Below are 21112 nucleotides of genomic sequence, written 5' to 3'. Positions count from 1 at the left end.
GGTCGCATCTCGACGAGCGAAATCTATCGTCCTGACTTTGACGTGGCGCAGTCTGATCAATGCTACCGAGCAAGATCAGTGGGTGCCAAACTGGCCCACCGTGACACGGGCCTCAATGCCGGGACACCAGAATGCGAACGAAGAGCGCATAATTTCACTGACATCGGCGGCGAGGTCTTCATAGTCATGTTCAAAACACTGCATCAAGACAGCGTCATGCACTGGAAGAAGGATTGAAGGCAAATCGAACTTATCAGCGATCCTTACAAGAGCATGCTTAAAGATGAGCGACGCGTTTCCTTGAATGATTTGGCTAGTAGACCAACGACGCTCTTTTGCCGTGAGCACCCCTTGGCCGGATCGCACCCTTCTATTGCCGAGCAACGTGCGAACTCGCCCGAGTTTCCACAGTTCACGTTCTGCTCCCATCCTAAATTCGTGCAGGCGCGGAAAGCGATTAAAGAAATCTCTAACCCGTGAGCCCATGCTCTCGCGCTCTGCCTCGTCGTTCGAAAGTAGTCGCGTGATGCCGTCGACCGACATTCCGTAGCTAAATGCCAAGAAGATACGCTTGCAGAGATCGCGTTGCTCGGAGCTGCCAAACAGTTCGGCGCTCAGGGCCTTGTAGACATCGCCGTTGTTGTAGAGACTTATTAGTTCCTCGTCGCCTGACAACGATGCCATCACGCCGGGCTCGAATTGAGAATAGTCGAAGTATACTAATCTCTTACCTTCGTCTGGGCTCACGACATGACGAAAAGCCCTGCGAAGCTCCTGCAAATAAGGATCAGAGACGAGGGTTCGTGACGATATTGTTCCTATCGGGTGGAAAGTTGGATAAACGCGACCTCCGCTGTCGTTTAGGCGATTTAAAATTTCGACGTCGCGGCTAGCGTCCATATATTCAGTGAAACTTGCCGCGAATTTAGACGCCGATCGTGCGAGCCTTAGCTGATCTCGCAGCGTATAGCCGTCAAAGGATGACAGCGCGTCACCTATGTCAGTGCCTGCGAGGTATGGCCTCACATTCCAGTAATTTAGGCCAGTCGGACTAGCGTTGATAATACTGGCTACATGCTGATATGCGAGGTACTTCCTGTGAGCTGCGGTTTCCAAGGCAGCTCTAACTTTGTCAGTAGCCACTCCGATACCTTCCCATTGACGACTATGGTAGATAGCGGCGGTTGGGACCTCGATTTCAAAAAAACGTTGTAACTCTCCACTTTCCTCTAAGCTCTTCGTCGTCGCGGCCCACAAAGTTGTGAGTGCTCCTGCTAACGACGCAAAGTAATTTGATGCGTCAATCTCCTGCCAAGAGGGACCTCGTCCTTCATGCAGCTCACGAGCCAGACGCCACTTTGTTTCATCGTCGAAATGCGATTTCAATCGACGCCAGAAATCCCATTGACGTTCCCCGCCTTCTGCTCGCGATCTTCCGGTTACCAGTCTAATGGCTTCCGAAATGTCTATCAGCCCGCGTGGTGGACGAACACCGCACCGGCGGAGCTCATCGATCAACGTCGCCACATCATACGTTATCCATGTTCCTTCTAACTCGCCGAGATGCTGGATACTGATTTCCTGGGTCGAACCGCCCTCAACAACAGCGAAACGCGACGCGCCAACGCCATAGGGGTCGGGCGCATACAAGAGCATGTTCTCAGGCATAATCGCGTTCCATGTCTAAGTAATTGGACACAGAAATTGGCTCTAAATCCGCGACATAGCGGCCCGCCCTCTTCAGGTTCTGATAGGTGCCGCGAAGATCAGAACGTATGAAAGGCGCAACGCAGTCTTTAATGCTGATCCCGCCGCTTTTAGAGCCGAAATGAAGTTCCTGAACAGCAAGAATTGCAGTGCGTTGACCAAGGAACGAGCCGAGTTCGGAAAAGCGCGAGGCAATCAGTTCTCTATCGGCCTTGTTTCCAAGAGCACCAAGGTAGAGGGTTGCTCCTGCTCTTGTCGGATTATCGCTCTTCCTTTCGAGGAGGTCGCGGGCTGCCGAACGTAGGTTGTCAGTGCAATAAGCCCGTTGGGCAAGCAAGAGCCAAATCCGATAATTTTTCCAATTGTAGATTGTCCTCTCCGGGTCTTCAACGTGCCGCTCAAGTGCGGTGAAATCATCGGCCTCAAGAGGCACGCTCCGTAGATAGCGCGTCATCTGATCAGTTGCGACCGGGGCAATGTCTAAGCCATTGATGATGCGCTTTGTTATGGGTCTGAAATAATCAGCAGGTACCTTGAATTCCTTGCATCTAGCGAGCGTCTCCAACCTGCCAATGCAGAAGCGGAATTCGCGACTATCGAACGCATCAACGTCCAGTGTTTTGAGCATTAGATTTCTTAGCGGAATGAAAGTACGAGAAATCGGCTTTAGCGACTTTGTGTTCCAGGCAGTCGCGATACGCTTCATTTCCACAGAGCCGGCAGCCAAACACCCTCTAATTTGCTCATGATCCGATCCGCTGACAATTTTGGTCTTACCGGAGTTTACAAACTGACCAATGGGACGGAGAGCAAGCACCAACTCTTTCAATGCTTTGTGGGCTGCTGCTCGACTTTCACAGACAATCTTTATGTCGTCCATGTAGCGAAAATACACATATCCTTCGCTGATCATTTTCGTATCAACTTCGCTCATGTAGATGTTTGCTAAAAATGAGGACGCGTCTCGGTTCTGTGGTAGTCCCCGATCTTCTTGAAAGCACCATTCCGTCATGTATTTAAAAAGCTGATCTATTTTTCCCCGTATGGACGCCTTCTCTTCACCACTAGCCCTGATCTCAGGAACGAACTCAAGGAAGCGTGATCGCAGCTTGGGAATGCTGATGTTCTCGAAGTAGTTTGCCAAATCGGTTGAGAGAAGCACCGAGCTATCCGTAATATGAGCTTCTACGCACCCAAGAAAATCAGCCCACGCAGCTATGCCGTTACGAAACATGTACTTTGTTCCGGCGCGCTCCCCTTTCTGGTCCGAGGTCGGTAGGCGATGGCTAAATACCTGCCATGCGATCAGAGGGTCAAAGAACGGGAGCAACTCGTTGGACAAAGCTTGATAGACAGCTCGATCTGCGAGACTTGTTTCAAGCGCGTACCGCAACGTAAAATTAGATTTTGGAACATTCAGTAGTTGGGCTTTTGATGGCCGATACTCGCCGTGGTTTTCTTCAAAATTTGTTGAAATCACCTTCCCCAGGAGTTCGCTTTCGAAGAGATCGGAATAGCCAACGGGATCAGGGAACCAATCGTCTCGGAAGTCTTGTTTTAGCTGCCTTGCGATAGACGCGGCGTCTAAGACAAAGTTCCCACATTGTATGGTCATAGTTGTATCGCGCCCAAATCAGTTTCAATATTGTTGGCCTACTTTCGCGAGCGGTCAAGCGCCCTCACTCGCCTTTACTCGATTACCCACTGACTTATTCACTCACTGCTAATGCACCGCAACATGACGCATCGTTAACGTGATGTGAGCTTCTTGCGTTGACAATACGCTGAAAAATCGTGTTTTGCGGTTGGGCAGCATTATTGATGATTAGCAAAGTCGATACCCAGAGGCTGGAAGAGCTTATTTCAAACAGCACGTCTTCTGGGGGGTCGGAACTCGCCAACTATCAGCTATTTGTAGTTGGGCTTTGTGAAGCTCTTGAGCTCGCGCGTCCTCACATGGCGCAGGAGCTTAACTCCCTTAACGACTACGTGTTCGAGCGTCGCGTTGATTTCAAGCATCCCGACGGTTCGCGGACGGCGGGTAGGATAGATTGTTACCGACGGGGTTGTTTCATCCTTGAAGCCAAACAGTCGGGGAAACGCTTATCTGTCAGGGCTGATCTCCATCAGGTGCCTTTACTCTCTGAGGATGCTATTCAACGAAAAATGGGCCAAGCAAAACGTGGAACCCGTGGTTGGGATCAGGTGATGCTCGCTGCTCGCAAGCAGGCCGAGGACTACGCTCGCGCACTCCCCATCGAGCACGGCTATCCGCCCTTTCTCCTGGTGGTTGACGTCGGCCATGTAATCGAGGTCTATGCCGATTTCTCCGGGCAAGGAAAGAACTACGCCCACTTCCCGGACCGGCAATCCTACCGCATCGGCATGGACGATCTTCGTAACGTAGAGGTTCAGGCGCGGCTCAGGGCGATCTGGACCGATCCGCTCTCACTTGATCCAACCCGTATATCGGCGGAGGTCACGCGAGACATCGCAGAGCGATTGGCAAGGATCGCCAAACGGTTGGAAGGAAAGCATGATGCGAAGGACGTGGCCGAGTTCTTGATGCGCTGCTTGTTTACGATGTTCGCAGAGGATGTGAAGCTCATTCCCGAAAAGGGCTTTCACAAGTTGCTCGGACAGATGAAGGACACGCCGGAGCATTTCGTTCGTGCACTCGAAAGCCTGTGGGCGGCGATGGACGTCGGCGAATATGCGCCGAGCTTGAACGCCGTAATGAGAAAGTTCAATGGAGGGTTGTTCAGGAAGCGCGCCGCGTTGCCGCTCGACCAGGACGACATCAACGAGCTCTGGATCGCAGCTGGCAAGGACTGGTCGAATGTCGAGCCTGCAATCTTTGGGACGTTGCTGGAGCGCGCGCTTGACGTGCGTGAACGGTCGAAACTCGGTGCACATTACACGCCTCGCACCTATGTCGAGCGGCTTATTGTGCCTACGATTATCGAGCCACTACGCGCCGATTGGGACCTCGTTCAAGGACAGGTAAAGGAACTGCGTGACAAGGGCGATGACGTTGGAGCGTTGGCAGCCGTAAAGGCATATCACCACAAGCTTTGCACGACACGGGTACTCGACCCCGCCTGCGGAACCGGAAACTTTCTATATGTCAGCCTTGAATTGATGAAGCGGCTAGAAGGAGAGGTGTTAGAGGCACTGGAAGACCTCGGGGAAGATCAGGGTCGCTTTGCGATGGAGGGTGAAACAGTGAGCCCGCGCCAGTTCTATGGCTTGGAGCTGAACCCGCGAGCAGTGCCCATTGCCGACCTTGTACTTTGGATTGGCTACCTCAAATGGCAGCTTAAAACTGCCGGGCTTGCGTCGATCACCGAACCTATCCTGCACGCTTATGGTACGATCAAACAGCAAGACGCAGTCATTGCATATGACAGGCAGACATTGGTGCAGGATGCGAGCGGCAAACCGGTGTCGCGCTGGGATGGTCTAACGAAAAAGCTTCACCCGATAACGGGTGAGGAGATACCCGACCCAGACGCACAGCTTCCGCTTTACAGATACGTGAACCCAAGACGAGCGCCTTGGCCAGAAGTCGAGTTTATTGTTGGAAATCCACCTTTCATAGGTGGCAAGGACATGCGTGCCGAGCTGGGCGATGGTTATACGGAGGCTTGTTGGGCTGCCCGACCGAATATGCCGGGTGGTGCTGACTTTGTTATGCACTTCTGGGACGAGGCGGCGGAACGTTTGCTGCGGAAGTCGATAATGGATCAGCCGAACCCGCTGCGGCGCTTTGGCTTCATCACAACTAATTCAATCGTACAGACCTTTTCCCGGCGTGTTATCGAGCGCCATATGGCCGTCAAGGAACCGTTGTCGCTCGTCTTTGCCATACCGAACCACCCGTGGATGAAGGCTTCGGACAAAGCTGCGGTGCGCATCGCTATGACCGTAGCCGAAAAAGGTAATCACATCGGTGTCTTGGCTGAGGTTACTTCTGAAGCTGAGCTAAACACTGATACACCTCAAATTGGTTTGTATAAGGGTGAGGGGAAGATTAGCGCACGCCTTACCTTTGGCGCTGATCTGGCGTTGACTAAGTCACTCCTTTCAACGGCGGACTTGTCAAGCCGTGGTGTGATGCTGTTCGGCGGAGGTTTTATCGTTTCGAAAGCCGAGGCAGCGAGGCTCGGTCTAGGGCAGGTTGCCGGTATGGAAGAACTGTTAAGGCCTTATCTAAACGGACGGGACATGGCGGGAAGGTCACGTGACTTGATGGTGATCGATTTATACCCCCACGATATCGAAGTTATCAAACGAGATTTTCCTGTGCTGTTTCAGCATGTGCTTGAGCGTGTGAAGCCTGAGCGCGATCAAAATCGAGACGTTGTCATTCGGGAACGCTGGTGGCAGTTCGGTCGCACGAGACCCGAACTGCGCGAATTTTTAGGTGGCATGCAGCGCTTCATTGCTACTGTGGAAACCACAAGACATCGTTTTTTTCAATTTCTCGACGCAAGCATCCGGCCCGACAACAAGATCGTTGCCATTGGTCTCAGCACGGGCGAACATTTAGCCGTGCTCTCGTCTCGCCTTCATGTCATATGGTCCATCGCAAAAGGGGGATGGATGGGAGTAGGCAACGACCCTGTTTATGCCAAAAGTGAGACCTTCGATCCCTTCCCTTTCCCACTCGCAGTTGTTCAGAGGGGGGCCATGCCTGGTGATCCGCTCTATGCTCAACGAGAGCGATTGCGTGAACTCGGGAACCAGCTTGACGACTTCCGCAAGAAACGGTTGGCCGAGCATCCCTTTCTTAATATGACTAGTCTCTACAATGCACTGGAGCGCCTACGAGAATTGGAAAGTGGCTGTGACGTACTGCCCTTGACGGATGCCGAACGCGACGTACATCAGGCCGGGTTAATCTCAGTGCTAAAAGACATCCACGACAATATCGACCGTGCCGTGCTAGCGGCCTACGGCTGGGAAGACGTAATCCAACCGCTGATGGGGAAGCCCGGCGCGACCATACCTTCGACGTTCAAATCGACGGAACAAGAACAGGCGGAGGAAGAGTTGCTCGCCCGTCTAGTCGCATTGAACCGGGAGCGAGCAGCGGAGGAAAAGAGTGGGACAGTCCGTTGGCTACGTCCTGACTATCAGATAGCAAAGCTAGGCATGAAAGCGCCAAAGCAAGATGGTGAGCACATCGGCGCTCTCGACATTGAGCTTCCTGATCTGGCTGAACGACCCAAATGGCCCTCTGACGGCCTGGAACAGATAAAATTTGTGCGAGACCTTCTTGCGAAAGCGCCGGCACCTACGCCGCCCGATGCGATTGCTAGCGTGTTCGACGGCAGGAACACACACAAACGCCGAGACCGCGTTACCGAAGTGTTGGAAACATTGGTAGCAACAGGTTTGGCACGCACTGGCGAAGTTGACGGCCAGCGACGCTATTTCTTGCCAAGATAGGCACTTTGTCGGTTATCTCACGCGACCATGACGCCCTGTCTCGCAAGTCCTTTAAGCAGGTGAAAGGCGGTCGATTACATAGTTCGCTGTGTGCTTAACGACATCTGGTCTGCTGCGAAAGCTATAGGAGACAAGTGATTTGCCAAATTCCCGAAGCTCTTCCGGGAGAGGGTCTGCTAGGAGATAAGTCCACCATTGTTCCTCCCATCCCATTCCGCCTCCCCGGTCTTCATCGGGAGAAAAATGGAGAAATTCCCGTACTTCTTCCAGCTTCAGCGAGCCTTGTTTCGCTTTCTTGAACAGATCGGGACGCAACAGTTTCATCATGACCAGGCCTCCCATGATCGCGCCGAGTTGAAGCCGGTTCTCCGAGGTCATGCCGATCGCCAGTGCAAGCACAGTAAAGGCGCGCTCCAAAGTCCGATAGCTCATCTGCTCGCATTGTATCAGACGTATGATCGTCTCTACAGACGCTTCTAGTTGCCTTTCGCGATTGTTGCTGAATGCGAGGGTCCTCGCCAGATGATCAGCATATTTGTGAAGATCGGTCTGCCTTCGTTCTTCAGCCCCTTCTATGTTGAGAATTGTAAGGCTGATGAACTTTTGCAGATACGCCGCTGCATTAATATCGTTGCCATAGGCATATCGGACTGAACTTTGAAGGTGGGTGAGGTGGACACCGAGCACAAAATGGACATTTGGCACCGCCATAAAATGTTTGATGCGCTCCAGGAGTGCCAACGCAAAATGCGGTTTGCAGCGATCAAGCTCGTCTATGATGAATATAAGGGGTTTCTGTTTTTCTCCTTCGGCGGGTGGGGCCAACAAACTCGGAAGATTTTCCAAAGCGGTGCGGAAGCTCTCAGCTATCTCCTTTTGCTTTCGAGGTTGATCGAGCAATTGCTCCATGTATGCCTGCGCAGCGTCTTCCACCTCTTTGCCAATGTCTTCTCCGATGTCCTTAAAATCGTCGGAACTGGCTAAGCCAGCAGTGGCGGCGCGGACGGCAACTTTCATTCCCACCTTGGCTGTGCCTCTAAACAAGAGCGCGCCCAGATGAGTTGCTTTCTCTTTTATGGTTTGAGCGACTTGGCTCTTTGCCGGCGCTTGGTTTTCGGCCAATTCTACGATTTCACGCGCCAGCGCAGCGAAGGCATCTTCAACGTAGTCGTTTTCGAAAGCGTCAAAGAAGATGACCGGATGTCCGCTTTTGCGCAATTCACCGGCCCACATCTTCAGAAACGTGGTTTTCCCGGAGCCCCATTGACCATCGAATGCAATTACCAATGGGTCCTCGACCATTGCGACAAGATTAGACATGCCCTTCGCAAGCTCCGACTTACCGAAGAGGTCTTTGCCAGTGGAGAAGCCTTCTTCGTCACCAATTTCCAGAGGCTTTGGGTAGACCCTCATATCAATCTCCTGATGCTATCCTCCCTAGGCTGCCACCTAAAGGTGAAGGCCGCAATAGTTTCTCCTTTGACAAACTGGCCTATCCACGCGAATAAGAATGCAGAGCGGTACGTGCCGCTTCGGGGCGTGGAAACCCCTTGTACACAGGTAAGGGCGCCGACCTGAACGGTACCACTCTTCGACCTATGGTCGGGGAGCCTGCGGCGTATGCAACAGGTTCTCCGAACTAAAGGCCGTAGGGATCGTGTGTACACGGTTTTCCAACTCCCCGATCACCAGAGATCGAAGGGGCACTTTCGCGGGGGACGTACCCGCGATGACCGCCCCAAGGGGGCGCAGAAATGTTTTCGAAAATATTAGCAGATAAGAATGAGGGCCATCGTCATCCGTTCGGCCAGACGCTCTTGACCGTAGCTCTGACAATTGGGCTGGCAGCTTGCGATCCGGTTAGCGATCAGCCTACCAGTGAAACCATGGCCGCTTCCGACGTTGCCACGCCAGACTTCGGCGAGTGGAGCATTTACACAAAGACCGATCCGCTAACAGATGAGAAGATTGTCGCCATTGAACTCGCCTCGGATCAGGCGCAAAGCACGCGTGGCGTGACACTCAGTCTCTATTGCAGCAAGCGGAATGCATGGGCCGTCGTCCGTTGGAGTGAATTTCTCGGCGGTACGAAATCTGCAGACCTCGAACTTAAGCCAGTCACGTACCGTATCGGAGACGGCCAGCCGAGAATAGAAGAATGGCCCGTTCTAAGTGACCGTACGACATCACGGATCGACCATGCGCCAGAGTTCATCATGAATGTCCGGGACGCTGAGAAGCTTGTCCTTCGTGTCGAGCCTTATCAGCAAAATCCGCTGACTGCTGTGTTCGATACCCGAGGTCTGAAGGCTGCACTGATGGCGAACTCGCCTGAATGCGACTGGTATGTACGTGACATCAAATGGGTAGAACATCAGGCCAAGCTAAAGGCCGAGGCCGACAAGAAGACGGCTCCGTCGCAATGAGCGAAACATGCTCAACGATGGTCCTGGATAGTCTGTGCCGGGCACTGTTGCCGTTGGCCGTCGCGCCGGAAATCGTCGTAGCAACTCAGGCACCGTTTGCCTGCGTTGTGTTTCCGCTATCTCCTGTCGGTCCGCGCCAGCGGCCAACGTCGAGGCAAGGGGAGGCATTCCGCGATGAAAGGTCTTAGGACATGGCGATGGGGCGTCACGCCATCCTACAATGGCTTCGTTTTCGAAGAGCGTGTGCGGGGCTGGCAGTTAATTCATTTCTTGATCGACAATGGCTGGGCCGAGCGCGGTGCAACCTGTTGCATCTCTGGTCAGACCGAGCAGCTGCGTCTCCACAGCGAAAATTACTACGACTGGCGGCCATATACGCTCACCCACGCCTGTCATATGGCCCTACACAAACGTTTCAAAGAGCCGGATGGGTGGCAGCGCATTGTCGGGAAATATGCCGTCACAGGCGAGGAATGGTTTGCCCGGCTGTCTCTGGTCCCGGTTGACCTTGCCGGCGAGCTACGGGCCCAAAACGGACCTGAGATCGCTGACATTTTCGCCCGCGCAGGCATCCCGGCGGACATCACGCGCCGCGAGCAAAAGCCTCCGGATGCCCCCAAATGCTGATTTGGACATCTCGTAGCCGACAGGCAGCCGTCGCTCTGGATGCATTTGATCTTCGGCCAGTCGCCAAGGCGGCCGCCGCGATAGGTGCTGTTCCGATCCCGTTAGAGGAGGGTGAAGCTCAACGCGCCGGAAGGTCCGCCTGGGATATTCTATTCGTATTGTGTACAGCGTAGATTGCGTGTCCTGGAGTGACTTACCAAAGCAAACCCCTTCATGCTCCCGTCGCTAAGCTCGAATTCCGCGTCGACCCCTTCTGCATTCGGCCATTTCAAAGGTTCGGCCTCGGCATAGAAATAAAAAGAGCGATCGGTCTTGTACTTCTCTCCATCATTATTGGTCACTGTTCTTTCCCTGTCATAATGAATAGGTGGCAACCTCCTCATCCTCCACTCCTGAGCATCGGAGTCGAAAAATCGAACCACGACAAAGGGATCTGCTACACTGCATTCGTTTCTGAAGGTTATTTCCCGAGCATTGCGCCTTTTAAGGATCTCCGGGCAATCAGTCAGGCCTTCAATTTCTTGCTTTGTTAGCGGTCGATAGTCTTTTGCCTGTTCGGCGTCCCACCCGGACTCGATCTGCAATCTGTGGGATAAGTTGGTATTCGAGTGACGGGAGATTCCCTTCAACGGTATCCCAGCATCATAGAGAAGCAGCGCTAGAAGCTTGATATCCTTAGCCTCAACATCAGAGGTGCACGTTATGTAGTCGCTGACCTCTCCGTATTCACCCTCTCGGGGGTCGAATTCAATATTGTTGCGTCCAAGCGTGTTCTCTACTTTACCTCCATCGCCGTCTTTTTTGAAATAGACGACGTCAATACCTGCCAGAGGAGAAGGGACTGTACCTTGTCTACATCTGGCGAAGCCAGCTGTTGCCTTCTCTAAACTTTTTTCAACGGGTGGATAATTTTCGTTCGGGATGGAACGAGCATCCTTTATAAAGATTTCCATTGCATTCTGACTACCCTGTTTTTTTGCCACGAAACAACCGCCCGCATAGTCCGCTTCCAACTCCATGGCGCGACGCCTTTCCGGATCTGCTGTACTGTATCCTCTTAAGCTATCATGATTGTTGATGATGTGCGCAAATTCGTGTCCGAGTACGAAGTAAAACTCCTCTGAGTTTGCGTGATTATTTACCCAGGTTTTATTGTAAAGAATGTAATTTTGATTAGTAAAATCTGCAGGCAACTGATCTTCTTTCTTTGAATAAAACGCTGCAGCGTTTAGATTATCCAAATCGCATGTGATAACGCGCACCTTAGTTAAATACATAGACGTCAGGGCAATATCATTGACAATTTGATCAGCCTTATCTTGTGAAAATCCCGGCACAAAGGCGTCGCCTTCTTGCTGAGCAATATCTACGATCTTATAGAAAGTCTTGACGCAGTTTACGGCATCTACTCTGCTAAAGTCCGCTTTCGCATCAGTCGCACAGAACAAGATTACGACCGCGAGCATTTGACATTTCAATTTCGGTGAAAATCTGCTCATTGGCCGACCTCCCCCGCAATTATATCAACTGAATTTGCCGGGTCTTCTGCGGCCACGCCGGGAAGGAGTGCGCAAAAACTGACATCGAACAAGCCATTTTGCAAATTTCTCCCGTAGCCATTGAATAGTGCCAGCTCGCAAGCGCGTCGCTTTTTAAGCCCGTTCAAGGGAACCCCGTTTGCTCTGTTCCATCGGGCAAATTGTCCTTTCGCCCCCTCGATATCTCCGGCATTGATCATTTTAAGCAGTGTCGATTTTCTAAAATTATCGGCCCCGACGTTGTAGACGAATGAGGTCAACGCACCAAACTGGCGGTCGGTCAGTCGCACAACGACCAGTCGGTCGACCGCTCGCCTCGAAGGAATGATATCTTTGATTAGAAGCTCTTGCCCTGCACTGACATCGAGAGGTCGTGGCGAGAATTTGTTTCGCTTCACGCCAGAAACGCTGGCGCACTCTCGCTTCTCGATGAGGTGACCCCAACCTATGGTGCAGTAGCCCACGGGATCATCGTAAAAGTCCGGGAACCAACCCTCAAATCTCTTAATGAGACCCAGCGAAACGAAGAGTATTCTGCGAGGGACCCTTCCATTATCGGCCGCAGCCGCTGGCAAGGTACCTCGTTGTGCCTCAACTTGAATGCCCGCTGGAAACCAGCCTTCGGGTATTATAGCTTTTCTAAAATCGGGTTCTGCTGCCTCTTGGGCGATCGCGACGAACTCTTGGCTCAAGAGAAACAAGAGCACGGTGAAAGCCAGTTGAAACGCTTTCATCATTTCCTCCCTCAACGGAGAACGGCGATGTTTGTGAAACTCATTAATGCTTCTAGCGTGGATTATTACCCGCGTCCGTCCCCAAGAATACTATACCGTAAGTTTATTATGAAAGAAACAGGCGTGTGTTTTCATGGATCATCACGATCCGCGCCGCGGGCCAACGATCTACTATTCTGTCTGTTCGGCTCGGCTCAATGATATGGACGCATACTTAGTTCACAGCCTCAGCTATTCATCATTGCTAAGAAGTTTGATCCATATTTGCAGCCGCTTCATCTGTTCTTCCTGCTTTCACAGCTGCGGCCTGGCGGGAAGCGACTAGTTTTCCAGCAACGCTAAACTGTTAGCATCCGATCATACCTCGGCCGGACGGCCGGGGAGGAGTATGTGGCACCCTCCCGCCCCAAACATCACGGGGCGACGCAAGCGCCGCCCCTCTGTGGAGAGTGCGGAGAAGCTCACACGGGCGTCCTTACGTCCGCCCGTGCACGAACGGCGCAAGCGCCATTCGTGTGGCTACTCAGTGGGTGTGGTTGTGGTTGGTTGCCAACAATGCTCCTCAGAGCAAGTGGAGATGTCCGTGCAACTTGTTGCAATTTCTACAAACTGACGAGCTTATTCGTTGCCTCGCAACACCTTCGAAAGCAATCTTAGGGCATCCCGGTAGACCCCGGTAACGTGATAGATGCCGCTTCGACCAGCGCCCGTCACCCGATAGATTACCTGCGCTCTTTCAAGGGCATCGATAGCATCTGCAAAGGGTGAACGATGTTGCTTTTCAATGCTGCCCTGTTGGAGGAGGCTTTGAGCCAACGTGATCGCTATCGCCTCGTCGTGCACCTTGGATTTGATCGTATTCACTAGGTAGGCGGCTTCCCAGTTGCTCCCCGGCCATGGCTGCATGATCTGTCGCAAGCCCCACAAGATCCTGTTTAGGCGAAGTGCGCTTCCTAATCTCGCGGCGTCGATCCACCGAAGTATGCCATTGTCCTGATCGCTGCTTATTCCAAACCCATGGAAATCCGAGGATGCCTTGGACTGTTCGACTTCGAACCGGACACGGTCGGTGGCTTTGGCATAAGCTTTGATCATGACGCCCTTCGCCGGATAGATCTTCACGATAGGGGAGTTGTCTTCCGTACCCAGTTCAACGTTGCGGTGCCGGAAGATCGTGCGAGCTTGTTCGTCTATATGCTCCCAAGCAACCGTCGATTTCCCTGCGAGAGAGCGCATCGCCTGTTCGATCCGTGCAATTGTTGCAACGGGATTGTGGTCCTGAAACTCCCAGTACGTTTCCAATGCTTGCAAGACATAACGCTGCTCTCGTCGAACGACATCGGCTTCATAGCCCAAGGCAGCGAATGCAGCTGCGCCGATACACTCGTCAATGAAGGTTAGCGTGCGGTCGATGTAGCGCTGGACGTTCTCACTCCATTGACCGGGCAGAAACGGAACATGAACTTCGTTGATACCTACATTCGGGTCGTCATAAGCTGTCCACGGCAAGAGGTTGTTGCCCCGCACGATTGGTATGGTCCCGATAGTCGGGGTTGGGCTGATGGCGAAGAGATTAAAGTCGTTTTCCGCTGCATCATGATCGTCCGGCGCGCCTTCAACAATCGGCTGGTGGAGCATGGCGCGTGTCGGGTTCAACGAAAGGTCGGCTTGGAATGTCCAGCTATATTCGTCGTCGTTGCCCCAACGCTCCCGCGACTGCCATCCCTTAAGTGTTCCCGAAAAGAGCGGATATCCTACCGGCGTGATGTACCCAGCACCGCCGCGGCCTTTGGCTATTAGCCAACGCGGTGCGTACTCCTCGGTGCCACTTTGGACGTTGAATACCTTGCGGGGTTCTCCTGCTACGACGAACATGTCGCTCAACCGCTCACTGAAGGTTCGAAACTCCGCAAGTGTTCCAACGAAAGTCCATCTTCGAGCAGAGAACTGTATTCGGTCCTGTTTCGCTGTTTCAATGCTTACCTGAACACCTGAGAGCAGCTCGTCTATGAACCCCATGATCTCTTCTCGCAGACAGGATTTCCGAAATGGTGTTGGCCAATATCTTCTATGTAGATGAACAGGCCGTTTCCTTCGGAGGTAGCGGTTGATTGCGGGCGCAAATTAGCCGTTAAATTGCCGTCAAGTATATGTTTTTATTGCTTTTTCATCGATCATTTGGTACGATGCTGCCTGTGTCGGAGGTGGCAAATGAAGCGTCAAGAGAACGAGAAACGAGTGGGGGTATTAGCGTCGCTCTGTAAAAGTATAGTGGCATGGGAAGCGCATGATCGCGTTCGTCACCCATATCGCTTTATAAGCAGTCCAGATGGTGCTGGCCCACACTTTCTTTTCGCTGAAAATGTCGCGCACTTGCTTGGATGCAACATAGATCTTGTGCGTCGAATACCTCGAAGCGAGTTACCTGCCTCGAAGGTTGGCGCTCGTGTGGTTTACCAGCGGTCAGACGTAGAGGCTTTCATACGGTCTCGCCGTGATATCGGGTTTGAGCCCCGTATTGTTTCTGCTCGAAAGGGCCGTGGGGTTACTTCGGGTCATCAAATTCAACCAGTTGCTGGAAAGTTGAAGGAGCCCCTCGATCCTGTGGCCTACGCGCGCAGCTTGAGTACGCAAAAGGTCGACAAATGACAAAGCCAAAGGTGGTTGTAGAGAAAATCGGACCATTTCGAGTTGCTCCACGTATTCGCAATGGCTCTCACACTGGCATGTGGATTGTTGATGTCCCGCCGCACCTGTCACCAAGCGGAAAGCGCACCCGTCCCACGTTTTTGACAAAGACCGATGCGCTGACAGATGCAAAGCGACTGCTCAGAGAGCTTCAACTAGATGGGGCGCTATCAGGACGCGGCTTTGCAAAGAAAATAAGCGGCGTCACCGTCACCGAGGTTTCGAAACGCTGGCTGGCGGAGCAGGCCGACCGCGTGTTTACTGGAAAGAAGCGACAAACGTCTCTGGAAGCCGACGCGTTCAAACTCAAAGCAATTCTTGGTAAATTCTCTGAAGCAGACGTTTCCAGCATCGGTAGCAAAGAGATAGCAGACTACCAGAAGCATCGCGTTGAAGCCGGATGCGTAGCTGCAACCATAAACGGGGAGACATCGCTCTTTCTTCAGCTTCTCCGCTGGGCACAGGAAAAAGGGTTCGTGGAGAAACTTCCGAAGGTTGAACGCATTCCGGTGCCCGTGAAGCGAGTGGACGTTCCCACACCCGAAGAGATGTCTCTTATCCTTGATGCTCTTGGCGAGGAAAGGGCGCTGCTGGTACGCTTTCTCGCTGAGACTGGTGTCCGCAAAAACGAGGCCTATACGCTTGAATGGGCTGACGTCGACGTTACCAATCAGTTGGTCTCCATCCGGCGCAAAGATGGGTTCACGCCGAAAACGCGTCATTCCGACAGAGATATTCCAATTAGCGCTTCTCTCGCGCAGGCTCTATCGGCAGCAAAAAAGGTGAGACGGATAGAGGCCCTGAAGGCAGGGGTAACGCCGCCCGTCCTGGTATTTCCGGGCCGATTTGGTGGAAAGCTTGTAAACGTTCGGCGAGCGTTAACGACTGCCGTTAAGAAGGCTGGGGTGAAGCGGCTTGGGCAGCCACTAAAGCTCACACCGCATATTCTACGCAAGGCGATGGCGACATGGCTTCACGTGCGCGGGGTGCCTGACGCTCTTCTCCAGCCGCGTCTCGGCCATGCGCCGGGAAGCAGAGTTACCAAGTCAGTCTATGTGCAGGTCACCACCGATGACATGCGTGCCTCAGTGATCGACCTTGAAGAGGAGCGCCATTCTCGCTTGAGTGTTGGAGGGCCGGTGAAGACCGCTTAGTCACCGAATGCGGGTGCTCAAACGTGGCGCGCTGACAGCGGCAGCAAAATGCCCGTCCCAATGAAAGGGGTCGGCAAAAGTTTGGTGGGGGTGAATTTACACCAATCGCGCGCCGGTTGGCTTCGTCTCAGGGACCGAAGTTGGCACCATTTGGCACCCGAAATGACGAAGGCCTCAGCGGGTTACCGCTAAGGCCTTGAAAAGGATGGTGGGCGTGACAGGGATTGAACCTGTGACCCCTACGATGTCAACGTAGTGCTCTCCCGCTGAGCTACACGCCCATCCGATGGCGGCGCATAGATCACAAAACCTTTGGAGCCGTCAATAGGCTTTTTTCAGTTTTGTGACGCGCCGCCCGGCAAGCCTTACGCGGCAAGCATTTTGTTGACCTCGTCGACGAGGTCGCGCAGGTGGAAGGGCTTGGAAAGGACCTTGGCATCCTTCGGCGCCTTCGAATCGGGGTTCAGCGCCACGGCGGCAAAACCGGTGATGAACATCACCTTCAGGTCGGGGTCGAGCTCGGTAGCGCGGCGCGCCAGTTCGATACCGTCCATTTCGGGCATGACGATATCGGTCAGCAGCAGGGAAAACGGCTCCTCGCGCAGCCGGTCATAGGCGCTGGCGCCGTTGTCATAGGAAAGGACCTTGTAGCCGGCCTTTTCGAGCGCTTTCACCAGGAAGCGGCGCATGTCATTGTCGTCTTCTGCGAGAAGTATCTTCTGAGTCATTAATCCAGACCGCTGATCAATAAGTTTTGGTGGGCTGCCAGCCGTTTACACTAGTCTTGAGCCGGTAAACAACCGGTGAATTGCCTGTGCGTGATTGCCATCCCTTCTACATAGTATGGACTTGAGGCCGGGCAACTGGCAACATGGGCGCAGCAGCCAGTTCATGACATGGTAAAGAGGGCCGAAAGTGCCGGAAATACGCGAATACGAGCTTTTTGAGGTTCATGAGCCCGTGTCGCAGACCATTCCCTTCGTCTACAACTCCCCCCATAGCGGCCGCATTTATCCACCGGAATTTATTGCCCAGTCGCGGCTCGAGGGCATCGCCATCCGCCGTTCCGAGGATCACTATGTCGACGAGCTCTTCGGCTCTGCCGTCGCACTCGGCGCGCCGCTGCTCGCAGCCAACTTCCCCCGCGCCTATCTCGACGTCAATCGCGAGCCCTACGAGCTCGATCCGCGGATGTTCGACGGGCTGTTGCCGCCCTATGCCAATGTCAATTCGCTGCGCGTCGCCGGCGGGCTCGGCACCATTCCGCGCATCGTCGCCGAAAATATGGAAATCTATGCACGTCGTCTTCCTGTGCAGGAGGGGCTCGACCGGGTCGAAGCGGTCTATAAACCCTATCATGCGGCGCTGCGCCGGCTGATCGCGCGGACGCATGTGCAGTTCGGCTTCGGCGTGCTGATCGACTGCCACTCGATGCCCGGCAATGTGCGCGTCGCCGGCAACGTTGGGCGGCCTGATTTCATCATCGGCGATCGTTACGGCACCAGTGCTTCGGCCGAGCTTTCGCGGGCGGCCATCGCCATTCTCGAGGAAATGGGCTTTGCGGCAATCCGCAACAAACCCTATGCCGGCGGCTTCATCACCGAACATTACGGCCGGCCGTCGCGGGGCCTGCATGCACTGCAGATCGAGGTGAACCGGGCGATCTATGTCGATGAAGTGACGCTGGAGAAACGCGAGGATTTCGCCGCAGTTGCCGATGCCGTCACCGCCTTCATGCGGCAGATGGCGGATTACGTCGAGAAATTCGCCGGCGATCGGGCGCTGGCCGCCGAATAAATCTCTTTTTCGATTTCGCTGCTGTCAGGCCTAGTCCTCCCTGGCCAAAAAAAACCGCGCTTGTGAGCGCGGCTAAGTCTAGGGAGGAAACACCCAAGGAGGGTATTTACAGTCAGAAGACTGTACGGAAGAAGCTACTATTGCATTGCACAAATGTCAAGCAATATATTGCGCTGCGACATCTTTGGGCAGTTAGATTGAAATTGCCTGCTACGTTTGCATTCCCGTTGCTTTTCGCTATGAAAAGCGCCACTCCCGCCAGCCAAACGGATAAATCATGCTTCCTGACCGTTCGTTCTTCAACCGCCTGGCGGAAGCCGCCCGAGCCGAGACGCTGCCGCGATTCCGCTCCGGTCTCGATGTCACCAACAAGCTCTCCTCCGGTTTCGATCCGGTGACGGAGGGCGACCAGGCGGCCGAACTCGCCATCCGGGCGCTGATCGAGGAGAGTTTTCCCGGCCACGGCATTCTCGGCGAGGAACACGGCAATGTCGGGCTCGACCGCGAATATGTCTGGGTGATCGATCCGATCGACGGTACGCGCGCCTTCATCTCCGGCGTGCCGGTGTGGGGAACGCTGATCGGTCTGCAGAGAGAGGGCCGGGCGATCATGGGCATGATCGAACAGCCCTTTACCGGTGAGCGTTATTTCGCCGACCAGAACGGCTCGATCTATACAGGACCGGAGGGCGAACGGCGGCTGATGACGCGCCAGTGCGACGCGCTGTCGAACGCCATCCTGTTCACAACCTCGCCGCATCTCTTTGCCGGCGAGGAGATGGAAAAATACCGCGAGATCGAGAGCCAAGTACGGCTCTTCCGCTACGGCTGCGACTGCTACGCCTATGCGCTGCTTGCCGCCGGCCATATCGATCTCGTCGTCGAAAACAGCCTGAAGCCCTATGACGTCGGCGGCATCATTCCCGTCATCGAAGGGGCGGGCGGCATCATCACCACCTGGGACGGCGGACGGCCGGAAAATGGCGGCTCGATCATCGCCGCCGGCAGCCGGGCGGTCTACGAGCAGGCGATCGCCATCCTGCAGCGCTAATCCGGATCAGCCCTGCTGATCCTTGATCAGCCTTGCTAATCGCCCGGTCAGCAACAGCGGTCGGGTCACGTGCCGAGGGCGGCGACGTCCTGGTTTTCTTCGGCGTCGCTGCCGGGAATGAAGGCGTGGAAGGCGGCAAGAGCGGCGGCGCGGTAGGTATCCCGTTCCTGGAAGATCTCGTGACGGGCGCCGTTGATTGGCACCAACTGGCCGGCGCGGAAATAACGCGAGAGCCGCTCCTGCGCCGTGTAGGGCACGACACCGTCCCGCGTCGGGGCGATGACGATGGTCGGGATGGTGATCGAGAAGAGATGGTCGGGCGAGGTGACCCGGTCCATCGTGCGAAAAGCCTCGATCAGCCAGCGGGCTGTCGGCGGCCCGAGCGTCAGTTCCGGATGGTCCTTCATCATCGCGACGTTGCGCTCGAAGCGGAGTTCGTCGGAGGTCAGCGGATTGTCGCGGAAATCCGGCTCCTTCAGTTTCGAGGTCAGCGGCAGAAAGCCCAGGCCGATGGCGTTCAGCGTGCCGGCCACAGCGCGGATGACACGGGGCGAAGCCGCTTGGCCGGTCAGGCCGATGAAGGGCGCCGACAGCACCATCCGGTCGATACGGGTGGTGAGATAGGGCGCGGCCGAGAGCGCGATCAGCCCGCCTGTGGAATGGGCGAGCAGGTAGAAGGGCAGGCGGGTATCCGGCAGCACCACCTTTTCAAGGAAGATGTCGAGATCACGCTCGTAATCGGCAAAGCGGCGGATGTGGCCGTGGTTGCGGTGCTTCAGCAGCCTTGACGAACCGCCCTGGCCGCGCATGTCGAAAGTCGCCACCCAGAGGCCTTTGGCCGTCAGGTCGCGGATCGTCTCGAAATATTTCTCGATATATTCGTTGCGGCCATGAAGGATGACGACCGTGCCCCTGGCCATCTGGGCGCTCGAGCGGAAGACGGCGTAACGCAGCCGGTGGCCGTCATGGGTTTCGAAGAACCCCTCGGTGCGGTTTTCCGGGGCGGGATTGTCGGGCGTCGAATAGAGAACCTGATCCATGACCTTGCCAATGCGCCGCTGCTGACTGCTTCGCCTATCAGGGATAGCGCATGGTATCCGCCTTGGAAAGCGGTGCGCCCGCAAGGCGCGGGAAAAGGGCCGGCAGGAGCATGAGGGTGCTCGCGGCCGGCCGAAGTTGAGACTGAAGAAGAAGGGACGATGCACTTCAGCCATCGGGACCAGATTCACCCGACGCTGAAATTCCTAAGCGAATGCGCCTGAACGCGTGCCGAACCGGTCGTTCATGCGGGGTTCACTGGCCGATCAAGGCGATTCCCAAAAGGTCTTGAACTCGTCAAATCCCATCACCATCTCCTTCCTGCGGGCGCCGGAAAGGGCCCGCGCAACCGTCCCGAGGCCGCCAAAGATGGGGTTTCAGGGGCATTTCATCGCAACACGTCGCTTCCACAGGAGGACATCATGCGTCACGTAGACTTCTCTCCCCTTTATCGTTCGACCGTCGGTTTCGACCGGCTCTTCACCATGCTCGACAGCCTTGCCCAGCCGGAGCAGGCGCAGACCTATCCGCCCTATAATATCGAGCGCACCGGTGAAAACACCTATCGCATCACCATGGCGGTCGCCGGTTTCGACGAGACCGAACTTTCGATCGAAGCCCATGCCCATGTTCTGTCCGTGAAGGGCGAAAAGAACGAGGAACCTGCCGAAGGTGGCGAATTCCTCTATCGCGGCATTGCCAAGCGCGCCTTCGAGCGCCGCTTCCAGCTTGCCGACCATGTCGAGGTGACTGCCGCTTCGCTGAAGAACGGCCTGCTGCACATCGACCTTCTGCGCAATATTCCCGAGGCCATGAAGCCCCGCAAGATCGCGATTGCCGCAGAACCGGTTGAGGCTCCGAGGGCCATCGAAGCGCAGATCATCAACGGCTGATCGAT

At 54.6% G+C, this 21112-nt stretch carries 15 protein-coding genes, 1 tRNA gene and 1 pseudogene; 7 read left to right on the top strand and 10 right to left on the bottom strand.

The window, feature by feature from the left end; genetic code table 11:
- Positions 1-75 precede the first annotated feature (75 nt).
- Both NE851_RS29725 and NE851_RS29720 read right to left on the bottom strand, forming a co-directional pair.
- Positions 76-1668 (bottom strand): DNA polymerase, encoded by a 1593-nt coding sequence (locus NE851_RS29725; RefSeq protein WP_254959545.1) that lies wholly within the window; start codon positions 1666-1668, stop codon positions 76-78.
- On the bottom strand, positions 1661-3322 hold the full coding sequence (locus NE851_RS29720) for an RNA-directed DNA polymerase (protein ID WP_254959544.1): 1662 nt from the start codon (positions 3320-3322) through the stop codon (positions 1661-1663). Before NE851_RS29720 ends, NE851_RS29725 begins: the two co-directional genes overlap by 8 nt.
- Before the next feature lie 206 nt (positions 3323-3528).
- On the opposite strand from NE851_RS29720, the gene NE851_RS29715 reads away from it, so the two are divergent.
- Positions 3529-7161, top strand: coding sequence for a class I SAM-dependent DNA methyltransferase (locus tag NE851_RS29715; RefSeq protein WP_254959543.1), 3633 nt, complete (start codon positions 3529-3531; stop codon positions 7159-7161).
- Between the two features lie 51 nt (positions 7162-7212).
- Here NE851_RS29715 and NE851_RS29710 read toward each other — a convergent pair whose 3' ends face one another.
- A complete protein-coding gene (locus tag NE851_RS29710) occupies positions 7213-8574 on the bottom strand; it encodes a KAP family P-loop NTPase fold protein (protein WP_166480814.1) in 1362 nt (453 codons plus the stop codon).
- Between the two features lie 341 nt (positions 8575-8915).
- On the opposite strand from NE851_RS29710, the gene NE851_RS29705 reads away from it, so the two are divergent.
- Both NE851_RS29705 and NE851_RS29700 read left to right on the top strand, forming a co-directional pair.
- Positions 8916-9587: a hypothetical protein gene (locus NE851_RS29705; RefSeq protein ID WP_254959542.1), complete on the top strand. Its 672-nt coding sequence runs from the start codon at positions 8916-8918 to the stop codon at positions 9585-9587.
- Between the two features lie 174 nt (positions 9588-9761).
- Positions 9762-10214 (top strand): hypothetical protein, encoded by a 453-nt coding sequence (locus tag NE851_RS29700; protein ID WP_254959541.1) that lies wholly within the window; start codon positions 9762-9764, stop codon positions 10212-10214.
- Here the strand turns inward: NE851_RS29700 and NE851_RS29695 are convergent.
- From NE851_RS29695 to NE851_RS29680, 4 genes and pseudogenes are all read right to left on the bottom strand, one after another.
- Positions 10173-10315 (bottom strand): annotated as a pseudogene (locus tag NE851_RS29695) (non-homologous end-joining DNA ligase); the annotation flags it as partial. The gene NE851_RS29700 and the pseudogene NE851_RS29695 sit on opposite strands and share 42 nt — an antisense overlap.
- 48 nt (positions 10316-10363) lie before the next feature.
- Positions 10364-11713 carry a M48 family metalloprotease gene (locus NE851_RS29690; RefSeq protein ID WP_254959540.1) on the bottom strand — a complete coding sequence of 450 codons (1350 nt, stop codon included), beginning with the start codon at positions 11711-11713 and terminating at the stop codon, positions 10364-10366.
- A complete protein-coding gene (locus tag NE851_RS29685; protein WP_303632605.1) occupies positions 11710-12489 on the bottom strand; it encodes a lysozyme in 780 nt (259 codons plus the stop codon). The genes NE851_RS29690 and NE851_RS29685 overlap by 4 nt, the downstream gene beginning before the upstream one ends.
- A gap of 615 nt (positions 12490-13104) precedes the next feature.
- Positions 13105-14505 carry a hypothetical protein gene (locus NE851_RS29680; RefSeq protein WP_254959539.1) on the bottom strand — a complete coding sequence of 467 codons (1401 nt, stop codon included), beginning with the start codon at positions 14503-14505 and terminating at the stop codon, positions 13105-13107.
- Positions 14506-15131: 626 nt separating this feature from the next.
- Between NE851_RS29680 and NE851_RS29675 the strand changes: the two genes are divergently transcribed.
- Positions 15132-16328: a tyrosine-type recombinase/integrase gene (locus tag NE851_RS29675; protein ID WP_254959538.1), complete on the top strand. Its 1197-nt coding sequence runs from the start codon at positions 15132-15134 to the stop codon at positions 16326-16328.
- 206 nt (positions 16329-16534) lie between these two features.
- Here the strand turns inward: NE851_RS29675 and NE851_RS29670 are convergent.
- Together NE851_RS29670 and cpdR1 are read right to left on the bottom strand one after the other, a co-directional pair.
- A tRNA-Val gene (locus NE851_RS29670) sits at positions 16535-16609 on the bottom strand.
- 84 nt (positions 16610-16693) lie between these two features.
- On the bottom strand, positions 16694-17056 hold the full coding sequence (cpdR1, locus tag NE851_RS29665) for a response regulator CpdR1 (protein WP_003542883.1): 363 nt from the start codon (positions 17054-17056) through the stop codon (positions 16694-16696).
- 187 nt (positions 17057-17243) lie between these two features.
- Between cpdR1 and NE851_RS29660 the strand changes: the two genes are divergently transcribed.
- The gene (locus NE851_RS29660) at positions 17244-18125 is read left to right on the top strand and encodes an N-formylglutamate amidohydrolase (RefSeq protein ID WP_025570459.1); all 882 of its coding nucleotides are present in this window, start codon (positions 17244-17246) and stop codon (positions 18123-18125) included.
- 277 nt (positions 18126-18402) lie between these two features.
- Entirely contained in the window at positions 18403-19176 is a 774-nt protein-coding gene (gene hisN, locus NE851_RS29655) for a histidinol-phosphatase (RefSeq protein ID WP_127430746.1), read from the top strand.
- Between the two features lie 65 nt (positions 19177-19241).
- Here the strand turns inward: hisN and NE851_RS29650 are convergent, their stop codons facing one another.
- Entirely contained in the window at positions 19242-20216 is a 975-nt protein-coding gene (locus NE851_RS29650) for an alpha/beta fold hydrolase (RefSeq protein WP_127430747.1), read from the bottom strand.
- A 420-nt stretch (positions 20217-20636) separates the two neighbouring features.
- Here NE851_RS29650 and NE851_RS29645 point away from each other — a divergent pair, with 420 nt between their 5' ends.
- The gene (locus tag NE851_RS29645) at positions 20637-21107 is read left to right on the top strand and encodes an Hsp20 family protein (RefSeq protein ID WP_028755891.1); all 471 of its coding nucleotides are present in this window, start codon (positions 20637-20639) and stop codon (positions 21105-21107) included.
- Positions 21108-21112: the final 5 nt, after the last annotated feature.

The sequence above is a fragment of the Rhizobium anhuiense bv. trifolii genome, from assembly GCF_024346605.1.
Taxonomy (GTDB): domain Bacteria; phylum Pseudomonadota; class Alphaproteobacteria; order Rhizobiales; family Rhizobiaceae; genus Rhizobium; species Rhizobium anhuiense.
This window is presented reverse-complemented; position numbering and strand designations above follow the sequence as displayed.

Coding starts and splice junctions, on each gene's coding strand:
- NE851_RS29725 (WP_254959545.1), bottom strand. CDS start 1,668: ATGCCTGAGAACATGCTCTTGTATGCGCCCGACCCCTATGGCGTTGGC.
- NE851_RS29720 (WP_254959544.1), bottom strand. CDS start 3,322: ATGACCATACAATGTGGGAACTTTGTCTTAGACGCCGCGTCTATCGCA.
- NE851_RS29715 (WP_254959543.1), top strand. CDS start 3,529: ATGATTAGCAAAGTCGATACCCAGAGGCTGGAAGAGCTTATTTCAAAC.
- NE851_RS29710 (WP_166480814.1), bottom strand. CDS start 8,574: ATGAGGGTCTACCCAAAGCCTCTGGAAATTGGTGACGAAGAAGGCTTC.
- NE851_RS29705 (WP_254959542.1), top strand. CDS start 8,916: ATGTTTTCGAAAATATTAGCAGATAAGAATGAGGGCCATCGTCATCCG.
- NE851_RS29700 (WP_254959541.1), top strand. CDS start 9,762: ATGAAAGGTCTTAGGACATGGCGATGGGGCGTCACGCCATCCTACAAT.
- NE851_RS29690 (WP_254959540.1), bottom strand. CDS start 11,713: ATGAGCAGATTTTCACCGAAATTGAAATGTCAAATGCTCGCGGTCGTA.
- NE851_RS29685 (WP_303632605.1), bottom strand. CDS start 12,489: ATGATGAAAGCGTTTCAACTGGCTTTCACCGTGCTCTTGTTTCTCTTG.
- NE851_RS29680 (WP_254959539.1), bottom strand. CDS start 14,505: ATGGGGTTCATAGACGAGCTGCTCTCAGGTGTTCAGGTAAGCATTGAA.
- NE851_RS29675 (WP_254959538.1), top strand. CDS start 15,132: ATGACAAAGCCAAAGGTGGTTGTAGAGAAAATCGGACCATTTCGAGTT.
- cpdR1 (WP_003542883.1), bottom strand. CDS start 17,056: ATGACTCAGAAGATACTTCTCGCAGAAGACGACAATGACATGCGCCGC.
- hisN (WP_127430746.1), top strand. CDS start 18,403: ATGCTTCCTGACCGTTCGTTCTTCAACCGCCTGGCGGAAGCCGCCCGA.
- NE851_RS29650 (WP_127430747.1), bottom strand. CDS start 20,216: ATGGATCAGGTTCTCTATTCGACGCCCGACAATCCCGCCCCGGAAAAC.
- NE851_RS29645 (WP_028755891.1), top strand. CDS start 20,637: ATGCGTCACGTAGACTTCTCTCCCCTTTATCGTTCGACCGTCGGTTTC.